The organism is Xanthomonas fragariae, from assembly GCF_017603965.1.
Lineage (GTDB): Bacteria > Pseudomonadota > Gammaproteobacteria > Xanthomonadales > Xanthomonadaceae > Xanthomonas > Xanthomonas fragariae_A.
Genome location: NZ_CP071955.1, coordinates 1,425,253 through 1,445,778, shown reverse-complemented (window position 1 = coordinate 1,445,778; position 20,526 = coordinate 1,425,253). Strand labels below are relative to the sequence as shown.

General features: G+C 62.8%; 15 protein-coding genes and 1 pseudogene. 3 read left to right on the top strand and 13 right to left on the bottom strand.

Going from position 1 to position 20,526, the window contains the following annotated elements:
* Positions 1–32: 32 nt before the first annotated feature.
* The 12 genes and pseudogenes from J5I97_RS06785 to J5I97_RS06730 form a co-directional block, all read right to left on the bottom strand.
* On the bottom strand, positions 33–785 hold the full coding sequence (locus tag J5I97_RS06785; protein WP_238135660.1) for a hypothetical protein: 753 nt from the start codon (positions 783–785) through the stop codon (positions 33–35).
* A gap of 26 nt (positions 786–811) precedes the next feature.
* Positions 812–2,176, bottom strand: a complete 1,365-nt coding sequence (locus tag J5I97_RS06780; RefSeq protein ID WP_208590413.1) for an NAD-dependent succinate-semialdehyde dehydrogenase — start codon at positions 2,174–2,176, stop codon at positions 812–814.
* A 389-nt stretch (positions 2,177–2,565) separates the two neighbouring features.
* Positions 2,566–3,414 carry an ABC transporter permease subunit gene (locus tag J5I97_RS06775; protein ID WP_208590411.1) on the bottom strand — a complete coding sequence of 283 codons (849 nt, stop codon included), beginning with the start codon at positions 3,412–3,414 and terminating at the stop codon, positions 2,566–2,568.
* Entirely contained in the window at positions 3,411–4,322 is a 912-nt protein-coding gene (locus J5I97_RS06770; protein WP_208590410.1) for an ABC transporter permease subunit, read from the bottom strand. The genes J5I97_RS06775 and J5I97_RS06770 overlap by 4 nt, the downstream gene beginning before the upstream one ends.
* Entirely contained in the window at positions 4,319–5,449 is a 1,131-nt protein-coding gene (locus J5I97_RS06765; RefSeq protein WP_208590408.1) for an ABC transporter ATP-binding protein, read from the bottom strand. The genes J5I97_RS06770 and J5I97_RS06765 overlap by 4 nt, the downstream gene beginning before the upstream one ends.
* A 256-nt stretch (positions 5,450–5,705) precedes the next feature.
* Entirely contained in the window at positions 5,706–7,196 is a 1,491-nt protein-coding gene (locus J5I97_RS06760) for an efflux transporter outer membrane subunit (RefSeq protein WP_208590406.1), read from the bottom strand.
* Between the two features lie 4 nt (positions 7,197–7,200).
* A complete protein-coding gene (locus J5I97_RS06755) occupies positions 7,201–8,787 on the bottom strand; it encodes an MDR family MFS transporter (protein WP_208590404.1) in 1,587 nt (528 codons plus the stop codon).
* Positions 8,784–9,986 carry an HlyD family secretion protein gene (locus J5I97_RS06750; protein ID WP_208590395.1) on the bottom strand — a complete coding sequence of 401 codons (1,203 nt, stop codon included), beginning with the start codon at positions 9,984–9,986 and terminating at the stop codon, positions 8,784–8,786. Before J5I97_RS06750 ends, J5I97_RS06755 begins: the two co-directional genes overlap by 4 nt.
* Positions 9,987–10,201: 215 nt before the next feature.
* Complete coding sequence (locus tag J5I97_RS06745; protein ID WP_208590387.1) at positions 10,202–11,317, bottom strand: polyamine ABC transporter substrate-binding protein; 1,116 nt, start codon at positions 11,315–11,317, stop codon at positions 10,202–10,204.
* Positions 11,318–11,414: 97 nt separating this feature from the next.
* Positions 11,415–12,782, bottom strand: coding sequence for an aspartate aminotransferase family protein (locus J5I97_RS06740; RefSeq protein ID WP_208590385.1), 1,368 nt, complete (start codon positions 12,780–12,782; stop codon positions 11,415–11,417).
* A 225-nt stretch (positions 12,783–13,007) separates the two neighbouring features.
* Positions 13,008–14,393: a glutamine synthetase family protein gene (locus tag J5I97_RS06735; RefSeq protein WP_208590383.1), complete on the bottom strand. Its 1,386-nt coding sequence runs from the start codon at positions 14,391–14,393 to the stop codon at positions 13,008–13,010.
* Between the two features lie 30 nt (positions 14,394–14,423).
* A pseudogene (locus J5I97_RS06730) lies at positions 14,424–14,579 on the bottom strand (gamma-glutamyl-gamma-aminobutyrate hydrolase family protein); the annotation flags it as partial.
* Between the two features lie 188 nt (positions 14,580–14,767).
* On the opposite strand from J5I97_RS06730, the gene J5I97_RS06725 reads away from it, so the two are divergent.
* The 3 genes from J5I97_RS06725 to J5I97_RS06715 all read left to right on the top strand — a co-directional run bounded on the left by J5I97_RS06725 (position 14,768) and on the right by J5I97_RS06715 (position 18,857).
* A complete protein-coding gene (locus J5I97_RS06725; RefSeq protein ID WP_208590381.1) occupies positions 14,768–16,147 on the top strand; it encodes a glutamine synthetase family protein in 1,380 nt (459 codons plus the stop codon).
* Positions 16,147–17,463, top strand: coding sequence for an NAD(P)/FAD-dependent oxidoreductase (locus J5I97_RS06720; RefSeq protein ID WP_208590379.1), 1,317 nt, complete (start codon positions 16,147–16,149; stop codon positions 17,461–17,463). Before J5I97_RS06725 ends, J5I97_RS06720 begins: the two co-directional genes overlap by 1 nt.
* A gap of 95 nt (positions 17,464–17,558) precedes the next feature.
* Positions 17,559–18,857 carry a diguanylate cyclase gene (locus J5I97_RS06715; RefSeq protein WP_208590376.1) on the top strand — a complete coding sequence of 433 codons (1,299 nt, stop codon included), beginning with the start codon at positions 17,559–17,561 and terminating at the stop codon, positions 18,855–18,857.
* Positions 18,858–19,190: 333 nt separating this feature from the next.
* Here J5I97_RS06715 and J5I97_RS06710 read toward each other — a convergent pair whose 3' ends face one another.
* Complete coding sequence (locus J5I97_RS06710; protein WP_208590367.1) at positions 19,191–20,474, bottom strand: MFS transporter; 1,284 nt, start codon at positions 20,472–20,474, stop codon at positions 19,191–19,193.
* Between the last annotated feature and the right edge of the window lie 52 nt (positions 20,475–20,526).

Sequence of the window (20,526 nt, the reverse complement as noted above, 5' to 3'; positions counted from 1 at the left end):
CCGGAATATCCAAACAATACAACTTCATCGGATTACGAAAGGGCTCTTTCGAGGTGCTCCCAATAGCTCTGCAACAGAGCAGATGCGGCAATGACAGTGGGCTTGTGCTTAACGTGGGTCAGAACGATATGTGACCCTACCACGTCGCCATCACCGCCAAGCTTACCCTGGGGCAGTTTTTTTACCGCCCCATCCTGGTCGACAAATAAAGGCGGTCCATGGAGATGCATATAATAGCCAAAATTGCGCCCGTACTTTCGCTCCAAGTTATCTGGTGCAAATCCGCAGGACAGCATTCCATCGACCAGTGCTCCACTATATCCATCCAATACACCCTTCTCTATCATCCGCTGGTAGAGCAGGTTGTCGTAGTTGAGCGTGGCGACATGGGACTTTGTATCGAGCAAAAACGCTGCCAGTGGATCGACAAAATGGAGCGGCAAAAGTTTTTCCCCCTGATGGAAATGCAGAGCCGTTTGATAGAGAAACTTGCGAACCGCTGCCGGGAACTGCTGACCGTGGTCACTGAGCCAGTTAGCGCCTCCGCGGCGCATACTGGCCAGGAAGTCACACGAGGAGATCACCAGTTGCAGAGCGTCCATATCGTCTTCGCCATGTGGACGCTCTTTTGCAGGATCGACGAGACAGCATCGGACCAATTCACGCGTAGCTTCGTCGAAGCTGTCTTCCCCGTCCCATGCACAGCCGATAGCGCTGTCCAGGGAATAGAACTCCGGGTCCAGTGCCATGCCCAGGCCGTTGCCAAAAATCAGCGTCTTTCGCATGTTTTGTGCTCCTGCGCGACCAACCGTCAGGCGATATAGATCGTCTTGATGTTCATGAACTCGTGGATGCCATGCTCGGCCAATTCGCGGCCGAACCCCGAGCGTTTGATGCCACCGAATGGCAAGCGCACATCGCTCTTGACCACCGAATTGACGAAGGCTGCACCGCATTGCAACTGCTGCGCCACGCGCTCGCCGCGTTTGGCGTCTGCCGTCCATACGCTGCCACCCAGACCGAAGGTGGTGTCGTTGGCCACGCGTATGGCTTGCGCTTGGTCCGCTACACGAACGACCGAGGCGACCGGGCCGAACAACTCTTCGTCGTAGGCAGGCATGCCGGGGGCGACCTGGTCGAGAATGGTAGCCGGATAGCCGGCGTGTGAGCCCGGAACCGGTTCGCCACCGAGCAGCACCTTTGCGCCTTTTTCCACGCTGGTCTGCACCTGCTTGTGCAGTTCGTCGCGCAGATCGGCGCGTGCCATCGGTGCCAGTGTGGTGCTGTCTTGTTGTGGGTCGCCGAGCACGCGCTTGGACGCTGCGGCGACGAAGCGTTCGATGAATTGATCGGCGATCGCGTCCACCACGATGAAGCGCTTGGCGGCGATGCAGGTCTGCCCACTGTTGTCGAAGCGCGACTGCACCGCGCACTGCACGGCGTACTCCAGATCGGCATCTTCCAACACCACGAAGGCATCGCTGCCGCCGAGTTCCATGACGCACTTCTTCAACTGATCGCCAGCATTTGCAGCCAGCGAGCGGCCAGCGCGTTCGCTGCCGGTCAGCGTCACTGCGGCAATGCGACCGTCGCGCAACACACCGGCGGCTTGGTCGTTGTCGATATGCAGCACGTCGAATACGCCGGGCGGAATGCCGGCTGTATCCAGCACGTCCTTCATCGCATCGGCGCAGCGCGGCACATTGCTGGCGTGCTTTAGCAGCGCGACATTGCCGGCCATCAAAGCCGGGGCGAGAAACCGGAATGCCTGCCATAGCGGGAAATTCCACGGCATCACCGCGAACACGCAGCCCAGCGGCTCGTAGCGCACATAGCTGGATCGCGCTTCGGTTGGAATGTCGCGCGGCGCCAGATAGTCGGTCGCATGCTCGGCGTAATAGCTGCAGCCCTGCGCGCACTTGTCGATCTCGGCCAGCGCCTCGTGGCGCAGCTTGCCCATCTCGGCGGTCATGATGCGCTGAAGGTCGTCGCGTCGCTTGGTCAGTTCTTCGCCGACCCGGCGCAGCAGCGCGCCCCGCTCGGCCAACGGCAGTACTGCCCAGTTGGGGAATGCGTTGGCGGAAGCCGCCAGACGCACTTCGATGGCGGCGGTGTCCAGGGTTTGCTGGGTGTGCTCGATTTGGCCGTTGGCCGGGTTGACGGTGTCGTAGGGCATGACGGTCTCCTGTTACAGGCTCGCCATGCTAGTCGCCGGGGAGTTGCAGCTGCGTCACAACCGCTTCAACTCCGTGCAACGCTGTGTTTAATTGCAGCCCGACCAGACGTCGCAATGACCAGCGCTTTCGCCCAGGAACGACCAACAAAACGACGGCGCGGCCACCAGGCAGCCGCGCCAGGTGGTCGCAGTCGGACTGCTCGCTAAGCTGTCATTGCGCGAGGCACCGGCAGCGCACAGCACGCGCGTCAGCTCCAATCACTATCATTACGACTGAGCAGTCCTATCGCAGCGATGCGTGGCGTTTCGATCCGACAGGACGACCGACCCATCTGACGATGCAGCATCGTCTGCTAATCGCTGGCCAGCCATGACGCAGCCAACCGCGCTCAGCCCTCGCGCTGCGCCGCCAACTGCATGTCACGCTGCCTGCGTTTTTCGCTGCGTGCGAGCAGCCACCAACCGATCGCCGCAGCGCCCGATACCGCCAGCACCATCACGGTGGCGAGTGCGTTGATCTTGGGGCTGATGCCGAGCCGTACCGATGAAAACACCTTGATCGGTAGCGTGGTGGAACTGGGTCCGGCCAGGAAGCTGGCAATCACCACATCGTCCAGCGATAGCGTGAATGCAAGCAGCCAGCCCGATGCCAGTGCCGGCGCAATGATCGGCAAGGTGATCAGGAAGAACACCTTCAGCGGTGTCGCGCCCAGATCCATTGCCGCGTCTTCCAGCGAGCGATCCAGTTCCTGCAGGCGCGAGCAAATCACCACCGTGACGAAGGAGACGGTGAAGGTGACGTGCGCAACCCAAATGGCAACGGCCCCGCGCGGCGCAATGCCGAGCACGCCGCCCATCGACACCAGCAACAGCAGGATCGACAAGCCGATGATCACCTCCGGCATCACCAGCGGCGCGGTGATCAGCGCGCCGAACAGCGTTTTGCCGGGGAAACGCCGCATGCGCACCATCGCCATCGCCGCCATCGTGCCCAATACGGTCGATGCACAGGCGGTCCAGAACGCCACGTCCAGGCTGATCCAGGTCGCGTCCAGCAGTTGCCGATCGCGCAGCAACTCGCCATACCACCGTGTCGAAAAGCCACCCCACACCGTGACCAGGCGCGAGGCGTTGAACGAGTACACCATCAGCAACAGAATCGGCAGATACAAAAATCCGAAGCCCAGCGCGAATACGCTGCCGCCCAGCATGCGTCCGCCGCGAGAGGCACGCATCATGTCAGCCGCCCTTCCAGCTCGCGCTGTTGATAGCGGTGGAAGATCACGATCGGCACCAGCAACAAGACGAGCATCACTGTCGCTACTGCAGCGGCCACCGGCCAGTCGCGATTGTTGAAGAACTCGCCCCAGAGCACGCGGCCGATCATCAAGGTGTCGGGGCCGCCCAGCATTTCCGGAATCACGAATTCGCCCACCGCCGGGATCATCACCAGCATGCAGCCGGCCACAATCCCGTTATGCGACAACGGGAAGGTGATGCGCACAAATGCCCGCCACGGTCGCGCGCCCAGGTCATACGCAGCTTCGAGCAAGCGCTGGTCGTGCTTGACCAAGTTGGCATACAGGGGCAACACCATGAACGGTAGATAGCAGTACACGATGCCGATATAGGCGGCGATCGGTCTATACAACAGCTGCAGCGGCTGCTGGATCACACCTAGCGCCAGCAGTGCCTGGTTGAGCAATCCGTTGCCATCGAGAATTCCGATCCAGGCGTACACGCGAATCAGGAACGAGGTCCACGAGGGCAGCACCACCAGCATCATCGCCACATTGCGCGTGGCCAGCGGCAGACGCGCAATCACGTACGCCATCGGATAGCCGATCGACAGCGCTAACGCAGTGGAGATTGACGCGATTTTGATCGAACTCAGGTAAGCGGCGACATATTGGCTATCGCGGAGCAAGGCCAGATAATTGCCCAGATGCAATCTGATGCTCACCGCGCCATCGGCGGCGTACGCAAATAGCGGCGTGTACGGTGGGATCGCGGTGACGCGCTCGGCAAACGAGATCTTCAGCACGATCAGGAACGGGATCGCGAAGAACACCAGCAGCCACAGAAACGGTGCGGCGATCACGCCCCAGCGCGCGCCTGGCAGTGCGCGGAGCAGGCGCCGCCTCATGCGCTGATTACCACGCCATCGTGCTCGCCCCAGCCCACCCATACCGTATCGCCCCAGGTGAGTGCTTCGCTGGCCCAGCGTTGGCGGTTGGCGAAGTTGGCCATCAGCTTGAAGCCGCTGGGCAGGCGCACGTGATACACCGAGTGGCTGCCGAAATAGGCGATGTCCTCGATCACACCCCGCGCCTTGTTGCAGGCCTGTGTGGGCTCGTCCTTGCCGATGGCGAGTTTTTCCGGACGCAATGCGAACGCGACTGCCTGCCCTTGGAAGCCGGTGATGCCGTGGCCGATGCGGATGCTGGCATCGAACGCAGCGGTTTTGAGGCTGACGTAATCAGGCGCGTCTTCGACGATGGCCGCATCGATCAGATTGACCGAGCCGATGAATTCGGCAGCGAAGCGGGTGGCCGGCTGTTCGTAAATTTCGTCGGGCGTGCCAACCTGCTGGATCCAGCCCTGGTCCATCAACGCAATGCGGGTGGCCATGGTCATGGCCTCCTCCTGGTCGTGGGTGACCATCACGCAGGTGACGCCGGAGGTCTCGATGATGTTGACCAGTTCCAGCTGCATCTGGGAGCGCAGTTTCTTGTCCAGCGCACCCATCGGTTCATCCAGCAACAGCAGCTTGGGCCGCTTGGCCAGCGAGCGCGCCAACGCCACGCGCTGCTGCTGCCCACCGGACAGTTGATGCGGTTTGCGTTTGGCCAGCGCGCGCAGCTGCACCAATTCGAGCATCTCGCCCACACGCGTGGCAATGGCGGCCCTGGACAACGCTTCCTGCTTCAATCCGAATGCGATGTTCTGCTCCACGCTCATGTGCGGGAACAACGCATACGACTGGAACATCATGTTGATCGGGCGCTCGTACGGCGGCAGCGCGTCGATCGGTTGCCCATCGAGCACGATGCTTCCTTTTGTCGGCCGCTCGAAACCGGCCAGGCAGCGCAACAGCGTGGACTTGCCGCTACCCGAGCCGCCCAGCAGCGCAAAAATTTCGCCTTTGCGAATCTGCAAGCTGACCTCGTCGACCGCAACGAAACCGTCGAATTCCTTGCGGACCTCGCGGATGCTCAGATAAGCATGGTCGTCCGCGTAGAGCTGCGACGGTGCAGCCTCGGAAAGTGCCATGGAACCTCTCAATTGCGAAAAGTGGCGAAGCAGCCATTGCAGTGGCCGACAGGCCAGCGCGGCCAGTGCTCGATGCGACGGGTACCACTGGTAGATTTCAATTTGGAGCACGTCGTCCGCACTACCCTGACGAGGACTCGCTACCTCTGTCGGCGACCTGATGGCGGGCGCTGCAGCAGCGATCGCCCACGTCATCATGCATCATGGCAAACAGCGACCGCGACTGCGCAGCACTGGCGCCCGCCGCAGCGAGACGTCAGCGCGCTTGCTGCGCCGGCTCGCTCCAACCCAATCCCAGACTCTTTTGCAATGCGACGTAGTTCACCAGCAGTTGCGCCTGCGCCTGGGCGGCGGCGTCCTGCGCAGACAATTGCTGGCGCTGCACGTCGAGCAGATCGATCGACGACGTGGCGCCGGCATCGCGACGCTGCTGCATGAGCCCGGCCGAATGCGTGGCCGAGGCTTCGGCCTGCCGCGCCACCACCAACTGTCTGCGCGCCGAGCCGAAACGCGCCAATGCGGAATTGGCATCCTGCAACGCAGCCAGTACAGCGCCTTCGTAAGCGGCCTGGCGACCGGCATTGCCGGCACGCGCCTGCTCCACCTGTGCTTTGGTGCGACCGAAATCGAAGATCGACCAACGCAACATCGGCACCGCCAGCGTGGTCAACGCGTCGGAATTGAAGTCGCTTGGCGAGCCCGCCACCCAACTCAGACCACCGAGCAAGGTCACCTGCGGAAAGTAGCCGTTCAATGCCTCACCGATCTGCGCGCTGGAGGCGGCCAGCTCGCGCTCGGCCTTGCGCACGTCGGGGCGGCGGCGGATCAAGGCACCGGCATCGTCTACGCGTACCTGCGTGGGCAACATCGGCAACGCTTGCGGGGTGCTCAGCTGCGCATCCAGCGCGCCAGGCTCGCGCCCTACCATCAGTGCCAATTGGTCGAGCGCTTCCTGCGATTGCATGTCCAGCGGCAGGCGTTGCGCTTGCTGCTGCTGCACTTGGGTGACGATCTGCTCGACCTGGAGATCCGATGCCGCACCACGCTCACGGCGCTGCTGGGTCAGGCTCAGGGTCTGACGAATCTTGTCCAGATTGGCATCGGCAATGGCCAGGCGCGCCTGCAACCCACGGTAATTGAGATAGACCTGCCCCACTTCAGCGGCCAGTTGCACCTGCGCATCGGCCAGCTCGGCTTCGGAGGCTTGCGCCTGTGCCAAGGCACCTTCGGCGGCGCGACGGCGGCGGCCGAAGACATCCAGCTCCCAGCTTGCGTCGAACCCGACGGTATAGATCTCGGTATTTTCCAGATCTAGCGCCTGGCTGCCCGCTGCAGGCGACTGGCCTTGCTGACCCTGCTGCAATCCACCCAACGTATCGACAATGGTTTGCGGAGGTTCGGCATACGCGTACACCGCACTGGCATTGAGCTTGGGCAGGCGCTCGGCGCGGCGTTGCCGGGCCAGTGCGCGATTAGCGTGCAGCCGCGCTTGCGCGGCACGCAGATTGGGGCTGTCGGCCAGCGCCTGGGTAACCAGTTGGGTGAGGGTCGGATCATGCAGTTCCTCCCACCAGTGGTTCAGCGGCGCAGCAGCGACCACATCGGCGCCACTGGCGCGATGCAATGCGGGCGCTCGAATCGCCGCATCAGCCACTGCCGGCGGCTTGGTGTAGTTGGGGCCGAGCATGCAGCCGCCGAGCAACAACGTGCTCAACGCCGCAGCCAGCGGCATGCGGATCAGGCGCATGGAATCAGTGCATTGCAAGGTGCGCCCCCTTGGGTAACGGCTTGAGCAAAAAGGCCAACGGAATCGTGCAAACCACGATCAGGCCGAAGATCCAGAACAGATCGCTATAGGTCATTACCAGGGCCTGCTGCTGCACCGACTGCGCCAGTTGCGCGACCGAGCGAATGGCCGCCTCGCCACCGGCACTGCCTTGCACCTGCGCAGCCAAGCCAGAAAGAAACTCCTGCGCGCGCGAGGAGTTGGCGGTAATCGCGCTGCCGATGGTGTCGGTGTGGAAGGTCATGCGACGCTCCTGGAAGGTGGAAATCAGCGCCAGACCGACCGATCCGCCTAGGTTGCGGCCAGCGTTGAACAGACCCGATGCGTCGCCGGCCAGCTCCGGCGGCACCGATGAAATCGCCGCCTGGTTGAGCGACATCATCGCCAGCGCCAAGCCGCAGCCCTGCAGCAACTGGCCGGCGACAAAATGCGTGCCGACGGTATCGGCGGTCAGCGATAGATTGACAAAGCAGGCCGCGGCAAAACAGATCAGGCCGGCGATCACCAGGATGCGCACGTCCACCGCTTCCAGCAACTTGGGCATCACCGGCATCAGCAACATGGTCGGCAGGCCCGACAACAGCAGCACATAGCCGGCCTGCTCGGTGTTGTAGCCGGAAATCACCGCCAGAAACTGCGGAATCATGTACATGACCCCGAACAGAATCATGCCCACCGCCATAATCATGATGAATACCGCACCGAAACTACGATGCAGCAATAACGACAAGCGGATCACCGGCGCGCGTCGGCGAAACTGGCCAATTACCAAGGCGATGAATCCGCTCAAGGAGATCAGGCTCAGCATGTTGATCTGGCTGGACTCGAACCAGCGTTGGCGCTGGCCTTCTTCCAGCACCACGGTGAGCCCGCCCAGGCCGGCGGTCAGGCCGTAGATGCCCAGCCAATCGGCGTTGAGCAGGCCGGCCCAATCGCCTTTTTCATGCCTGAGGCCAAGCAGCAACAAGGCCACCAAGCCGACACAGATCGGCAGGTTGATGAAAAACGCGTAGTGCCAGCTAACGTTTTCGGTCAACCAACCGCCCAGCAGCGGGCCGATCACCGGGCCCATGATCACGGTCATGCCGAACAAGGCGGTGCCCGTGGTCTGCTGGCTCGGCGGCAGCCGCGTGGCGACGATGGTCAGCGCGGTCGGAATCAACGCACCACCGGCCAAGCCCTGCCCGACGCGGCCGATGATCATCATCGTCAACGAGGTCGATAGCCCGCACACCACCGAAAACGCGGTGAACATCACCGCGCAGATCAGCAGGAAGTTGCGCAAACCCAGCGTGCGCACGAACCAGCCGGTCAGCGGGATCATGATGATCTCGGCGACCAGATACGCGGTGGAAATCCAGGTACCTTCGGTGCCGCTGGCGCCCACCTCGCCCTGGATGGTGGGCAGTGCCGCATTGACGATGGAAATATCCAGCGTCGCCATGAACGAGCCGATGGTGCCGGCCAGCACCGCCAGCCAGGCGCCCGGCTCGGCTTTCTCGCGTTGGACGCTGCCGCCGGCACCCTGCCCGGTGGCTGCCGCTGCAGTCATCGCGCGCGCTCCTGCGCTTGCACGCGATCGGATTGCTCCTTGGCGCGTTGCTTGGCGTCCCTGGCCGAGCGCGTATCTACAGTGACTTCGACCGACATGCCCGGCACCAGCACCTTGCGCGCCTCTTCACCAGCCAGCACCCGGATGCGCACCGGCACGCGCTGCACCACCTTGGTGAAGTTACCGGTGGCGTTTTCCGGCGGCAATAACGCGAACTGCGAACCGGTACCCGGCGACAGGCTTTCGACCTTGCCGTGCAGCTTGACGCCAGACAACGCATCGACATGGATCTCGGCCGGCTGACCAGGACGCATCAGGCCGACCTGGGTTTCTTTGAAGTTGGCGACCAGGTATAGCGATTCCTGCGGCACGATGGTCATGGTGCGGGTGCCGGCGGCCAGAAACTGGCCCACCTGCACGGTCTTGTCGCCAACCCGGCCGTGGATGCGGCTGGTCAGACGGGTGTCTTCCACCGCTACGCGCGCCTGATCGGCGTCGGCGGTGGCCTGCTTCACGCCAGCGCGCGCCTGTTCCAGCTGCGCGCTGCTGGCCTGGATCTGGCTCTGTGCGCCCTTGGCCTGCGCCTGTGCAGCCTCGTACTGGGCACGTGCGCGCTGCAGATCGTGCTGCAGGCTTTCCTGGTGTTCGTGCGTGTCGGCGCCGGAGGCGGCCAGCGGCGCGAAGCGCTTCACTTCGGCCTGGGCAAACATCAGGCTGGCGGCGGCAGACCTCACCTGGGTGCGCGCTTGCACCAGCGACGACTCCTGCGCCGAGACGTTGGCAGTGGCGGCGGCGATGTCGGCCTGGCGCGCGGCGATCGCGGCATCGGCCTGCTGCAGGGTCGCCTGGTAGGTGCGGTCGTCGATCTGCAACAGCGGCTGGCCGGCACCCACGATCTGGTTGTCGCCTACCATCACCTTGGTCACATAGCCGCTGACGCGAGGCGCCACCGCCACCGAATCGGCCTGCAGATAGGCGTTATTGGTGTCTTGCATGTAGCGACCCCTGATCAGGTAATCGGCCAGCCACACCACCAGCAGGATCGCCACCAGCACGCCGACCAGGACCAGCGTCCACTTCACCTTGGGGTTTTTCAACGGTGAGGGCCTGGCTTGCTGCTGCTCCTCGCGCACATCTACGCACTGCGCATCCGTCGCCGAAACGTGGCCGTCGTTGGACCGGTGGTCTTGGTTGCTCAAAATGAGGCGTCCTGTGTCGTGGGCTAGGCGTGCCAACCACGTACCGCGTCAGCGGCTCCGGCGAAGGCGGCGCAACCATACAATTATTTGAACCGTCCAGTACAGATTACGTGACGAGGCTGGTCAGCCGCCACTTGGGCTTATTGGCGCTTTATGAGCAGCGCATGGCCTGATGCACGGCAACCTGGCTACGCGCCCCATCATCGCGCTGGCCATCAACGACCGGTCTTGATCTCTGTCCACAGCCGGGTATACAGCCGATCCACTTCCGGCGGATTGATCGCGTAGGTGAACATCTTGGCGGTCACTTCCGGCGGCGGGTAGATGGTGGGGTCGTTGCGAATCGCCGCATCCACCAGCGGCGTGGCGGTGCGCACTGGATTGGCGTAATGGATGAAGTTGGTATTGGCCGCAGCCACCTCCGGCTTCAGCAGATAATTGATGAAGGCGTAAGCGTTGTCCGGGTGTTTGGCATCCTTGGGAATGGCTAGCATGTCGAACCATTGCGGGGCGCCTTCTTTGGGAATCGAATAAGCCACCTTGATGGTGTTACCGGCTTCCGCCGCGCGGTCGCGCGCCTGGATGATGTCGCCCGACCACCCCACCGCCAGACAGGTATTACCGTTGGCCAGCGAGATCACATACTGGCTGGAGTGGAAATTCTGCACATAAGGGCGAATGGTCTTGATCAGCGCGGCCGCTTTTTCGATCTCGGCCGGCACGCTGCTACGCGGATCCAGCCCAAGATAGTTGAGCGCGATCGGAATCATGTCCGAGGGCGTGTCCAGAATGGTCACGCCGCAGTCCTTGAGCCTGGACAGATTCTCCGGCTTGAACACCAGATCCCAACTGTTGGCGACCTCGGTGCTACCGAAGATCGCCTTGAGCTTGTCCACGTTGTAGCCGATGCCGGTGGTGCCGATCATGTACGGCACACCGTAGGTGTTGTTAGGGTCCTGAGCGGCAATGCGGCGCATCACATCTGGATCCAGATTGACCAGGTTGGGGATTTTGCTCTTGTCCAATGGCAGGAAAACGCCTGCCTGGATCTGTCGGCCGAAGAAATTGAGCGTAGGCACTACAACGTCGTAATCGCTGCCACCGGCCAGCAATTTGGTTTCCACCATCTCGTCGCTGTCGAACACATCGTAGGTGACCTTGATGCCGGTGCTCTTTTCGAACGCGGGCACCGTGTTCTCGGCGATGTAGTCCGAATAGTTGTAGACGTTGAGCACCTTGGCCTGCGCCTCGGCATTACCTGGCGCGTTGCCGCCACCGCAGGCGGCCAGCAAGGTGGTGAACAGCGTCGGGGCGAGCAGTCGCAGCGTCATGCGGGTCTCCAGAGAACGCAGTGGGGGCGAGTGGGTGCGGGTCGGTGTTGCGGCGGGTCGAGCGTCCAGCCTACCCATCGGGGTTGTGTTTGCCCAGCTATTTGCCCAGCGCATGCGCGGTGTCGTCCAGCGCCGCCCAAGCTTTGTCGAACAACTCGTCGACCTGTTCCCGGGTGATGATCAACGGCGGCGACAGCAGCATGGCATCGTAGGTCGCACGCAGGATCAGCCCGCGCTTGAGCGCAGCGTCGCGGCACATGGCGCCTACCCGCCCGCGTTCGGAGAAATACGCGCCCCGCTGGCGTTTGTCGGGCACCAGCTCCAGCGCCCCGACCAACCCGGCGATGCGTGCCTCGCCAACCAAGCGGTGTTCGCCCAGCTCGGCCCAGCGCTGCGCCAGATACGGCGCGATCTGCGTGCGTGCGGTCTCCACGATGCCCTCGTCCTGCAACAGGCGCAGATTCTCCAGCGCGACCGCCGCGCAGACCGGATGCCCGGAATAGGTTCCGCCGTGCGCCAATTCGCCACCTTGCGCTTTGAGCACCCCGGCAACGCGATCGTTGAACATCGCTGCCGCCAACGGGATATAGCCGGATGTGATGCCTTTGGCCAGCGTCATGGCGTCGGGCTGAAAGCCGAAGTAATCCGCACCGAACCATGCACCGGTCCGCCCGAACCCGCAGATCACCTCGTCGGCGACCAGCAGCACGTCGTAGCGCCGACAGATGCGCTCGATCTGCGGCCAGTAACTGCGCGGCGGGATATACACCCCGATCGCGCCCATGATCGGCTCACCGATAAATGCCGCCACGTATTGCGGCCCGAGCTCAAGAATCCTGTCTTCCAAGCGGCGCGCTGCGAGCAACCCGTATTCCTCAGGATCCACCTCCCCACCATCGCCGAAATGATACGGCGGCGCGATGTGGTGGATATCCGGAATCGGCAACCCACCCTGCTTATGCATCCCTTTGATACCACCCAGGCTGGCGCCGGCCATGGTGGTGCCGTGATAACCATCGTGACGGCCGATGAAGATGCGTTTTTCCGGCTGCCCCTGCACTGCCCAGAAATGCCGCACCAAGCGCAGGATGGTGTCGTTGGCTTCGGACCCGGAATTGGCGAAAAACGCATGATTCAGGTCACCAGGCGTCAACTCCGCCAACTTGGCGGCAAGATGGATGGTGGGCTCGGTCGTGCAGTGGAAAAAGCTGTTGTAGTAAGCCAACTGCTCCATCTGCCGGGCCGCCGCCTGCGCAAGTTCTTTGCGTCCATAGCCCGCATTGACGCACCACAAGCCAGCAAACGCATCCAGCAACTTGTTGCCCTGCGCGTCCCAGACATACACGCCTTCACCGCGCGTCAGGATGCGCGTGCCCTTCTCGGCCAATGCAGCGTTGTCGTTGAACGGATGCAGATGATGGGCGGCATCGAGTTGCTGCAACGCACTCAGCACAGAAGAGTCCACGGCTTGCTCCAGATGGTGAGGAGTCAAGAGCATACCTGCGGCTGTAGAGCGTGATGTGGAGGGTGTAGAGAGTTGTTGTAGCAGATGCGTGGCGATGCCTGGAGGCCAAGCGTAGATCTCGACAAGACATGCAACGATGGAGCTGCGTCGCCTCATCCGCCCTTCGGGTAATTTTTACCGGTAGACAGAAGGAAACAAAGCAGCACGCTGCGGGGCGCAAACTGCTCACACATTCAACAACAAAAACTCCCGTTCCCACGAACTTATCACTCGAAAAAAAGTCTCATACTCCTTCCGTTTCACCGATATGTAGGCCCGCACAAACCGCCGGCCCAATATCTGCTGCAACGCCTCGCAGCCCTCCAACCCGTCCAACGCCTCGCCCAGCGACCGCGGCAGATCGTAGCCCTGCTCCTTACCGTTACTGGTGATCGGCGCCGTCGGCTCCAGCTTCTCGCGGATGCCCAACAACCCGCATGCCAACGTTGCCGCCATCGCCAGATACGGATTGGCATCGGAACCGGCAAACCGGCTTTCCACCCGCATGTTCTGTGGCGCATCGATCGGCACGCGTAGACCGCAGGTGCGATTGTCGAAACCCCACAGCACATTGCTTGGCGACACCTCGCCGAACATCAGCCGTCGATACGAATTGACGTTGGGCGCCAGCAGCCCCATCGCCATCGGAATGTACTTCTGAAGACCGCCCAGATAATGCGCGAAGGTGTCGCTGAAGCCGCCTTCGCGCTTGCCGCTGAATACATTTTTGCCGGTGCCTGCATGCAGCAGGCTTTGATGGATATGCATCGCGCTGCCCGGCTCGGTTTCCATCGGTTTGGCCAGAAACGTCGCATAGACGCCATGCCGCAGCGCTGCCTCGCGCATAGTGCGCTTGAACAGGAAGACCTGATCGGCGCGCGACAACGCATCGGCGTGAGTAAAGTTGACCTCCAGCTGGGCGGCACCGGATTCGTGAATCAAGGTATCCACGTCCAGCTCCATCGCGTCGCAATAGTCGTACATCAGATCCAGAATCGGATCGAACTCGTTGACCGCATCGATCGAATACGACTGGCGTGCTGTTTCAGGCCGCCCCGAGCGGCCCGCCGGCGGCAACAACGGGAAGTCCGGGTCGGTGTTCTTCTGCACCAGAAAGAATTCCAGCTCCGGTGCCACCACCGGTTGCAGCTTGACCTCGGCGTACGCGTCCAGCACGCGGCGCAACACGTTGCGCGGGGCAAGCTCATGCGGCTGCCCGTCCTTGGTGTAGCAATCGTGGATGACCTGCGCGGTGGGGTCGACCGCCCACGGCACCATGCGCACGGTGGTGGCATCCGGGCGCAGGTGCATGTCCGAATCCGACGGGGAGGTCAGCTCGTAATAATCGTCTGGGAAATCGCCGGTAACCGTGGTAGCGAAGATGCCTTCTGGTAGCCGTGTGCCGTAATCGTGCGAAAACTTGTCGGCCGGAATGATCTTGCCGCGCGCGTTGCCGGTGATGTCCGGCACCAGACACTCGACCTCGGTGATGTTGCGCTCCTTGAGCCAGCGGCGCAGCGCGCTCTCCGGCTGCTTGGGCGTGGATTGACGCGAACGTGTACGGATGGACATGCAACCTCACTGGCCGCGTTGAGCGGCGTATTAGCGACAGGCCTCGCCGAAGGACTGAAAGATGCCACGGTAGAACGGATGCGGTGTGACACGCCACTGCCGATGCCATTGCACCGCGCGCAGAAAGCCGGGCCCGGTGCCGCCAAAAGCTTCGATCAGGCCTTCCGGCGCGGTGGCTTCGACCACCGGTTGCGGCCTTTGCAGGATGCGATCAGTCGGTAATCCGACCAGCGGAACGGCAGCCATGCAGACATCCCGATGGGTTGCGTTGAACCTCGATACGCTCGAACTTACCGTGCAGACGCACGCGTTGCCAAGTGCGATTGCTCACGCGCACTTTGCTAATCTGCGCGGCGACTTTGCAGGTGCTGCCCATGGCTTCCGAGAACTCTGTCGCGTCCCTGCCCGCTGCCGATGCCGCCACGCTGGCGCGCATCGCCGGCTGCGAATCGGTCGATCTGTTATTGCCCGACACCAACGGCGTGCTGCGCGGCAAGCGCATCACTGGAGAGGCGCTGAGCAAGGTCTACCACGATGGCGTGTGCCTGCCGATGTCGCTGATCGCCACCGACATCACCGGCAATACCGTGGAAGAGACCGGGCTGGGATATGCCATCGGCGATGCCGACCGCATCTGTCGGCCGATCGAGGGGTCGCTGCGCCCGGTGCCTTGGGCGCCGCAACCGATGGCGCAGCTGTTGCTGGCGATGCACAACCCGGATGGCAGCCTGTTGGAGGTCGCGCCACGCGCGGTGCTGCAACGCGTGCTGCACGGCTTTGCCGTACTCGGCCTGACCCCGGTGATGGCGGTGGAACTGGAGTTCTATCTGTTCGATGCGGTGCCCGATGCACAGGGGCGACCGCAGACGCCGCGCGACCCGGTCACCGGCGAGCGCAGCCAGAGCACCCAGGTGTATTCGCTGCAGGATCTGGACGACCAACGCGGCTTTACCGAGACGGTCACCGCTGCATGCCGCCAGCAAGGCATCCCGGCCGATACCGCCGTGGCCGAATACGCGCCCGGCCAGTTCGAGATCAATCTGCAACATCGCGCCGATGCGCTGGCGGCCTGCGACGAGGCAATCCTGCTCAAGCGCACCATCAAGGCGATTGCGCAACAGCAGGGCAAGCTTGCCAGCTTCATGGCCAAGCCATTCCCCGGTCAGGCCGGCAGCGGGCTGCATCTGCATGTGAGCCTGCTCGATGTCGACGGGCACAACGTGCTTGCCAGCACTGCCGATACGCCGGCAGACAGCTTGCGCCACGCCATCGCCGGCCTACAGCGGCATGCGGAAGCGTCGCTGTTGTTGTTTGCCCCGCACGCCAACAGCTATCGCCGCTTCGTCAGCAACGCCTTCGTGCCGCTGGATGCGAGCTGGGGCTTCAACAATCGCACCGTGGCGCTGCGTATCCCGCATGGCGATGCGCGCAATACCCGCATCGAACACCGCATTGCCGGCGCCGATGCCAACCCGTATCTTGCCGCTGCCGCCGTGCTTGCCGCCATGCTGGACGGCCTGCAACACCCCAACGAGCCCACTGCGCCAGTTACCGGTAATGCCTACGCGCAATCGGTGTTCCAGCAGCGCACCTGGCAAGGCGCAGTCGATGCGTTGCTCGGCAGCGACTTCATCGGCGCGCAGTTCGGCGCGCAGTTCCAGCATGTGTTTGGCCAGCAGAAACAGCGCGAGTTGCTCGACTACCAGGCGCTGGTACCGGATCTGGATTACGCGCGGTACCTGCGGACCGTGTGATGGGCACCCCAGCCACGCCCATGCCGCAGACCGAAGCGCCGGCCAACGATTATCCCGACAGCTGGTACGCGCGCAGCACGCCCGCCTTGCCGAAGCAGCCGCGTCTGCAAGGCGTCGAGCAAGCCGACGTCTGCATCCTCGGTGCCGGTTACACCGGACTGACCGCCGCGCTCGCCCTGGCCGAGGCCGGCTACAAGGTCATCGTGCTGGAAGCAAGACGCGTCGGCTGGGGCGCTTCCGGGCGCAACGGCGGCCAGGCCATCGTCGGCTACGGCTGCGAGCAGCAAACGCTGGAAGCACTGGTGGGCAATGACGACGCACGCCTGCTGTTCGACTTCTCGCGCGACGGCATGCGCCTGCTGCGTGCGCGCATCGAGCGCCACGCCATCGCCTGCGATTGGCGCGACGGGCACGCGCACGTGCCGTTGAAACAGCGCCAGGTGCAGGCCTTGCAGCACGGCATCGTGCGCATGGCCGAGCGCTACGACTACCCTCTGGAATGGTGGGACCGCACGCGCACCCGGCAAGTACTGAACAGCCCGCTGTATCTGGGCGCGATGTTCGACCCGGCCAGCGGCCACCTGCATCCGCTGGCCTATGCACTGGGCCTGGCACGTGCAGCACTGGCGGCCGGCGTGCGCATCCATGAAGACTCGGCGGTAACCCGGCTGCAGGACGGCACGCGGGTGGTGATGCACACCGCCCAGGGCAGTGTCGCGGCCGACTTCGGGGTGATCGCCGGCAACGCCTTGTTGCAGGGCATCGCCGCGCCGCTGGAGCAGCGCATCATGCCGGTCGGCACCTATGTCGGCGCCACGCCGCCGTTGGGCGAGTCCTGCGCACGCGCGTTGATCGCCAACGACATGGCGGTCGCCGACACCAATTGGGCGCTGGATTATTACCGGCTCAGCGCCGACCACCGGCTGCTGTTCGGTGGCCGCGCCAGCTACTCATCGCGTCCGCCGCTCGGCCTGGACCGGTTGATGGCCCGGCGCATGCACAGCGTATTCCCGCAATTGCACGAGGTGCCGCTGGAAACGCTATGGGGCGGTTATGTCGATATCTCGCGCAACCGGGCTCCGCATTGGGGCCGGCTGGCGTCCAATCTCTATTTCGCACAAGGATTTTCCGGCCACGGCGTCGCCGCCACCGGGCTGGCCGGCCATGTCATCGCCGAGGCCATCAGCGGCCAGAGCCGGAGGCTGGACGTATTCGAGCGCATCCCGCACCGGCCGTTCCCAGGCGGGCGGCGGCTGCGCATGCCGCTGTTGGTGGCCGCGATGAGCTGGTATCGGCTGCGTGATGCGCTGTGGTGAGCGATGCGTGCTCTGCGCAGGTTGGCATGAAGTGCTCAAGCTTTGGCGAGCAGAGCCGTTAGGTCTCCTGACAGATCGATCCAGACGGCCAGCCGATGCCCCCAGGTCCTCTACATCGCGACAGTGAAAGCGCAGTCCTGCCGCAACGCATATTACTGGTGGAGAACTCGCGCACGTTCACCAGCATGCTGCGCGAAGCCATCGAGCAACGCGTGACATTGCCGGTCACGGTCGTTTCGACCCTGGCCGAAGCGGCGCGCGTGCTGGACGAAGAAGATGGCTGGTTCCTGGTCCTGACTGGCCTGGTCCTGATCGACGGCGACCGCGATAAGGTGATCGAATTTTTCCTGGCGCGCAAACTGCCCACCGTGGTGGTCAGCGGCGTCTACGACGAAAATCTGCGCCAGCGCGTGTTGCATCAACAAATCATCGACTACGTGCTCAAGAACGCGCCGGGCAGCTTCGAATATCTGGCCTGGCTGGTACAGCGTCTGGAACGCAATCGCAGTATCGCTGCACTGGTGGTGGACGACTCGCTGTCTGCACGTAACTATGCCGCGGCGTTGTTGTCGATGTATGGCTACCGCGTAGTGCTCGCCGCCGATGGTGCCGCCGGATTGCAGGCGATCGAAGGCGACCCCGACATCCGCCTGACCCTCGTCGATCAGGAAATGCCTGGCATGGAAGGCCTGGAATTCACCCGCCGGCTGCGTGCGATTCGCTCACGCGACAAGGTTGCGGTGATCGGGATTTCCGGCAGCAGCGACTCGTCGCTGATCCCGCGCTTTTTGAAGAACGGCGCCAACGACTTCCTGCGCAAGCCCTTCTCGCGCGAAGAATTTTTCTGCCGCGTCTCGCAAAACGTGGACCAGTTGGAGTTGATCGGCACGCTGCAGGATCTGGCCACCCGCGATTTCCTCACCGGCCTGCCGAATCGGCGTTACTTTCTGGAGCAAAGCCAGCGGGTGATCCCCGCATTGCTGTCGCAGGACCAGACGGTCACCGCGGCCATGGTGGATATCGATCACTTCAAGCACATCAACGACACCTGGGGCCACGAAGCAGGCGACCAGGCGCTGCGTGCGGTCGCCGCCTCGGTATACGGGCATGCGCGGCCGCAGGATCTGGTGGCGCGGTTCGGCGGCGAAGAGTTCTGCCTGCTGGTACCGGGTCTGGATGTGGCCAACGTCAGCGACTATTTCGAAACCTTGCGCGAGCGCATCAGCGCCTTGCGCGTGCGCGTCGGCGACGAAATACTAAGCATGACGGTAAGCATTGGAGTATACATCGCCAGCGAAGGCGACCAGTCGCTGCATCACCTGTTGAACGAGGCCGACAAGCACCTGTATCTGGCCAAGGCCGGCGGTCGCAACCAGATACGTGTGGCAAGCTGAGCCAGCCGCACTGATGGCAGGCCCGCCGAGCCTTACAAGAGCCTTACAGAGCCTTACAGGGCCTTACAGATGGCTCGCTCCAGATCGATGCCTTGATCCGGATCAAGGCGCTACGCGCATATGCGGCCTATCGTTTGCCCATCGCAGTGGGCAAGATATGTCGATGGCATCGCTGATCTGGCAGGACGACCTCGACACCGGGATCAAGACGACCGACGAACTGATCGACGACGCGCTGTTTCACTTCGCTTTTCCTGCGCACTCATCAGCACGGCAGTTGGCTGGGGCGCACGCTCAAGCGGAGCTTTCGCAAAAGCACCTCATTGCGGAATATCATCGCCGTTGCAGCGCACGCGCCGCGATCAGCGCCAACAGACTCAGCACCGCCGCAGCGCCCAGATATCGACCGACCGCCTGCACGCCGTAGTTTGCCGCCAATTGCGTGGCGACATACGGCGCCGGAGCCGCCCCCAAAATGCTGGCCAGATTGAACGACAGCGAGGCACCGGTGTAACGCACCTCGGTGGGATAGAGCTCGGCCAGCAGCGTGCCGCAGGGGCCGTAGGTCAGACCCATGAAGAAGAAACCCAACGCCAGAAAGATCAGCACCTGCAACGGGTGATCGGCCTGAAACAACGGCGCGAACGCCAGCCCGAACGCAATGATCGCAATACTGGCCAGCATCATCGCCAGCGGCGCGCCGTGGCGGTCGCCGAACCTGGCCGAGAGCGGGATGCCGATTGCGAAAAAGACGATACCGGCCATCTGCAGCAGCAGAAATTGTTCCTTGTCGTAGCCCAGGGTCTTGGTGCCATAACCCAGCGCGAACACCGTCATCAGATAGAACAGCACGAAGGTGGCGAATGCACCCAAGGTGCCGATGATCAATGCCGGCCAGTGTTGCGCAATCACCGTACCCAATGGCAGCCGCACGCGCGTCTTGCGGTCCAGGGCTTTTTGGAAATCCGGTGTTTCGGTGATGCTCAGGCGCACCCACAGACCGGTCAGCACCAGCAATGCGCTGGCCAGAAACGGCACCCGCCAGCCCCACTGCATGAACTGAGTATCGTCAAGCACCGCGCCCATGCCCAGAAAGGTGCCGGTAGACAGCAAAAAGCCCAACGGCGCGCCCAATTGCGGAAACATGCCGTACCAGACCCGTTTGCCGGGCGGCGCGTTTTCGGTGGCCAGCAACACCGCACCGCCCCATTCGCCGCCCAACCCCAGACCCTGGCCAAAGCGGCACAACGCCAACAACGCAGGGGCAAACACGCCGATCTGTGCGTAGCTGGGTAGCAGCCCGATCGCCACCGTGGACACGCCCATTGTCAGCAGCGCCGCTACCAGCGTGGCCTTGCGTCCGACACGATCGCCGAAGTGACCGAATACCGCCGAGCCGACCGGCCGCGCGATAAAGGCCACCGCAAACGTCGCCAACGACTGCAGCATCGCTGCACTGCCAGCGCCGGCGGGAAAGAACAACGTGGGGAATACCAACACCGCGGCAGTGGCGTAGATATAGAAATCGAAGAACTCGATGGTGGTGCCGATCAGACTGGCGAACAGCACGCGCGCAGGCGAATTTATGGGGGTAACGAGCGGCGCGGCAGCAGTCATCGTTGGTCGGCATCCAGGAACAAGGCTGCTGATTTTGGCAGATCGCCGCAGC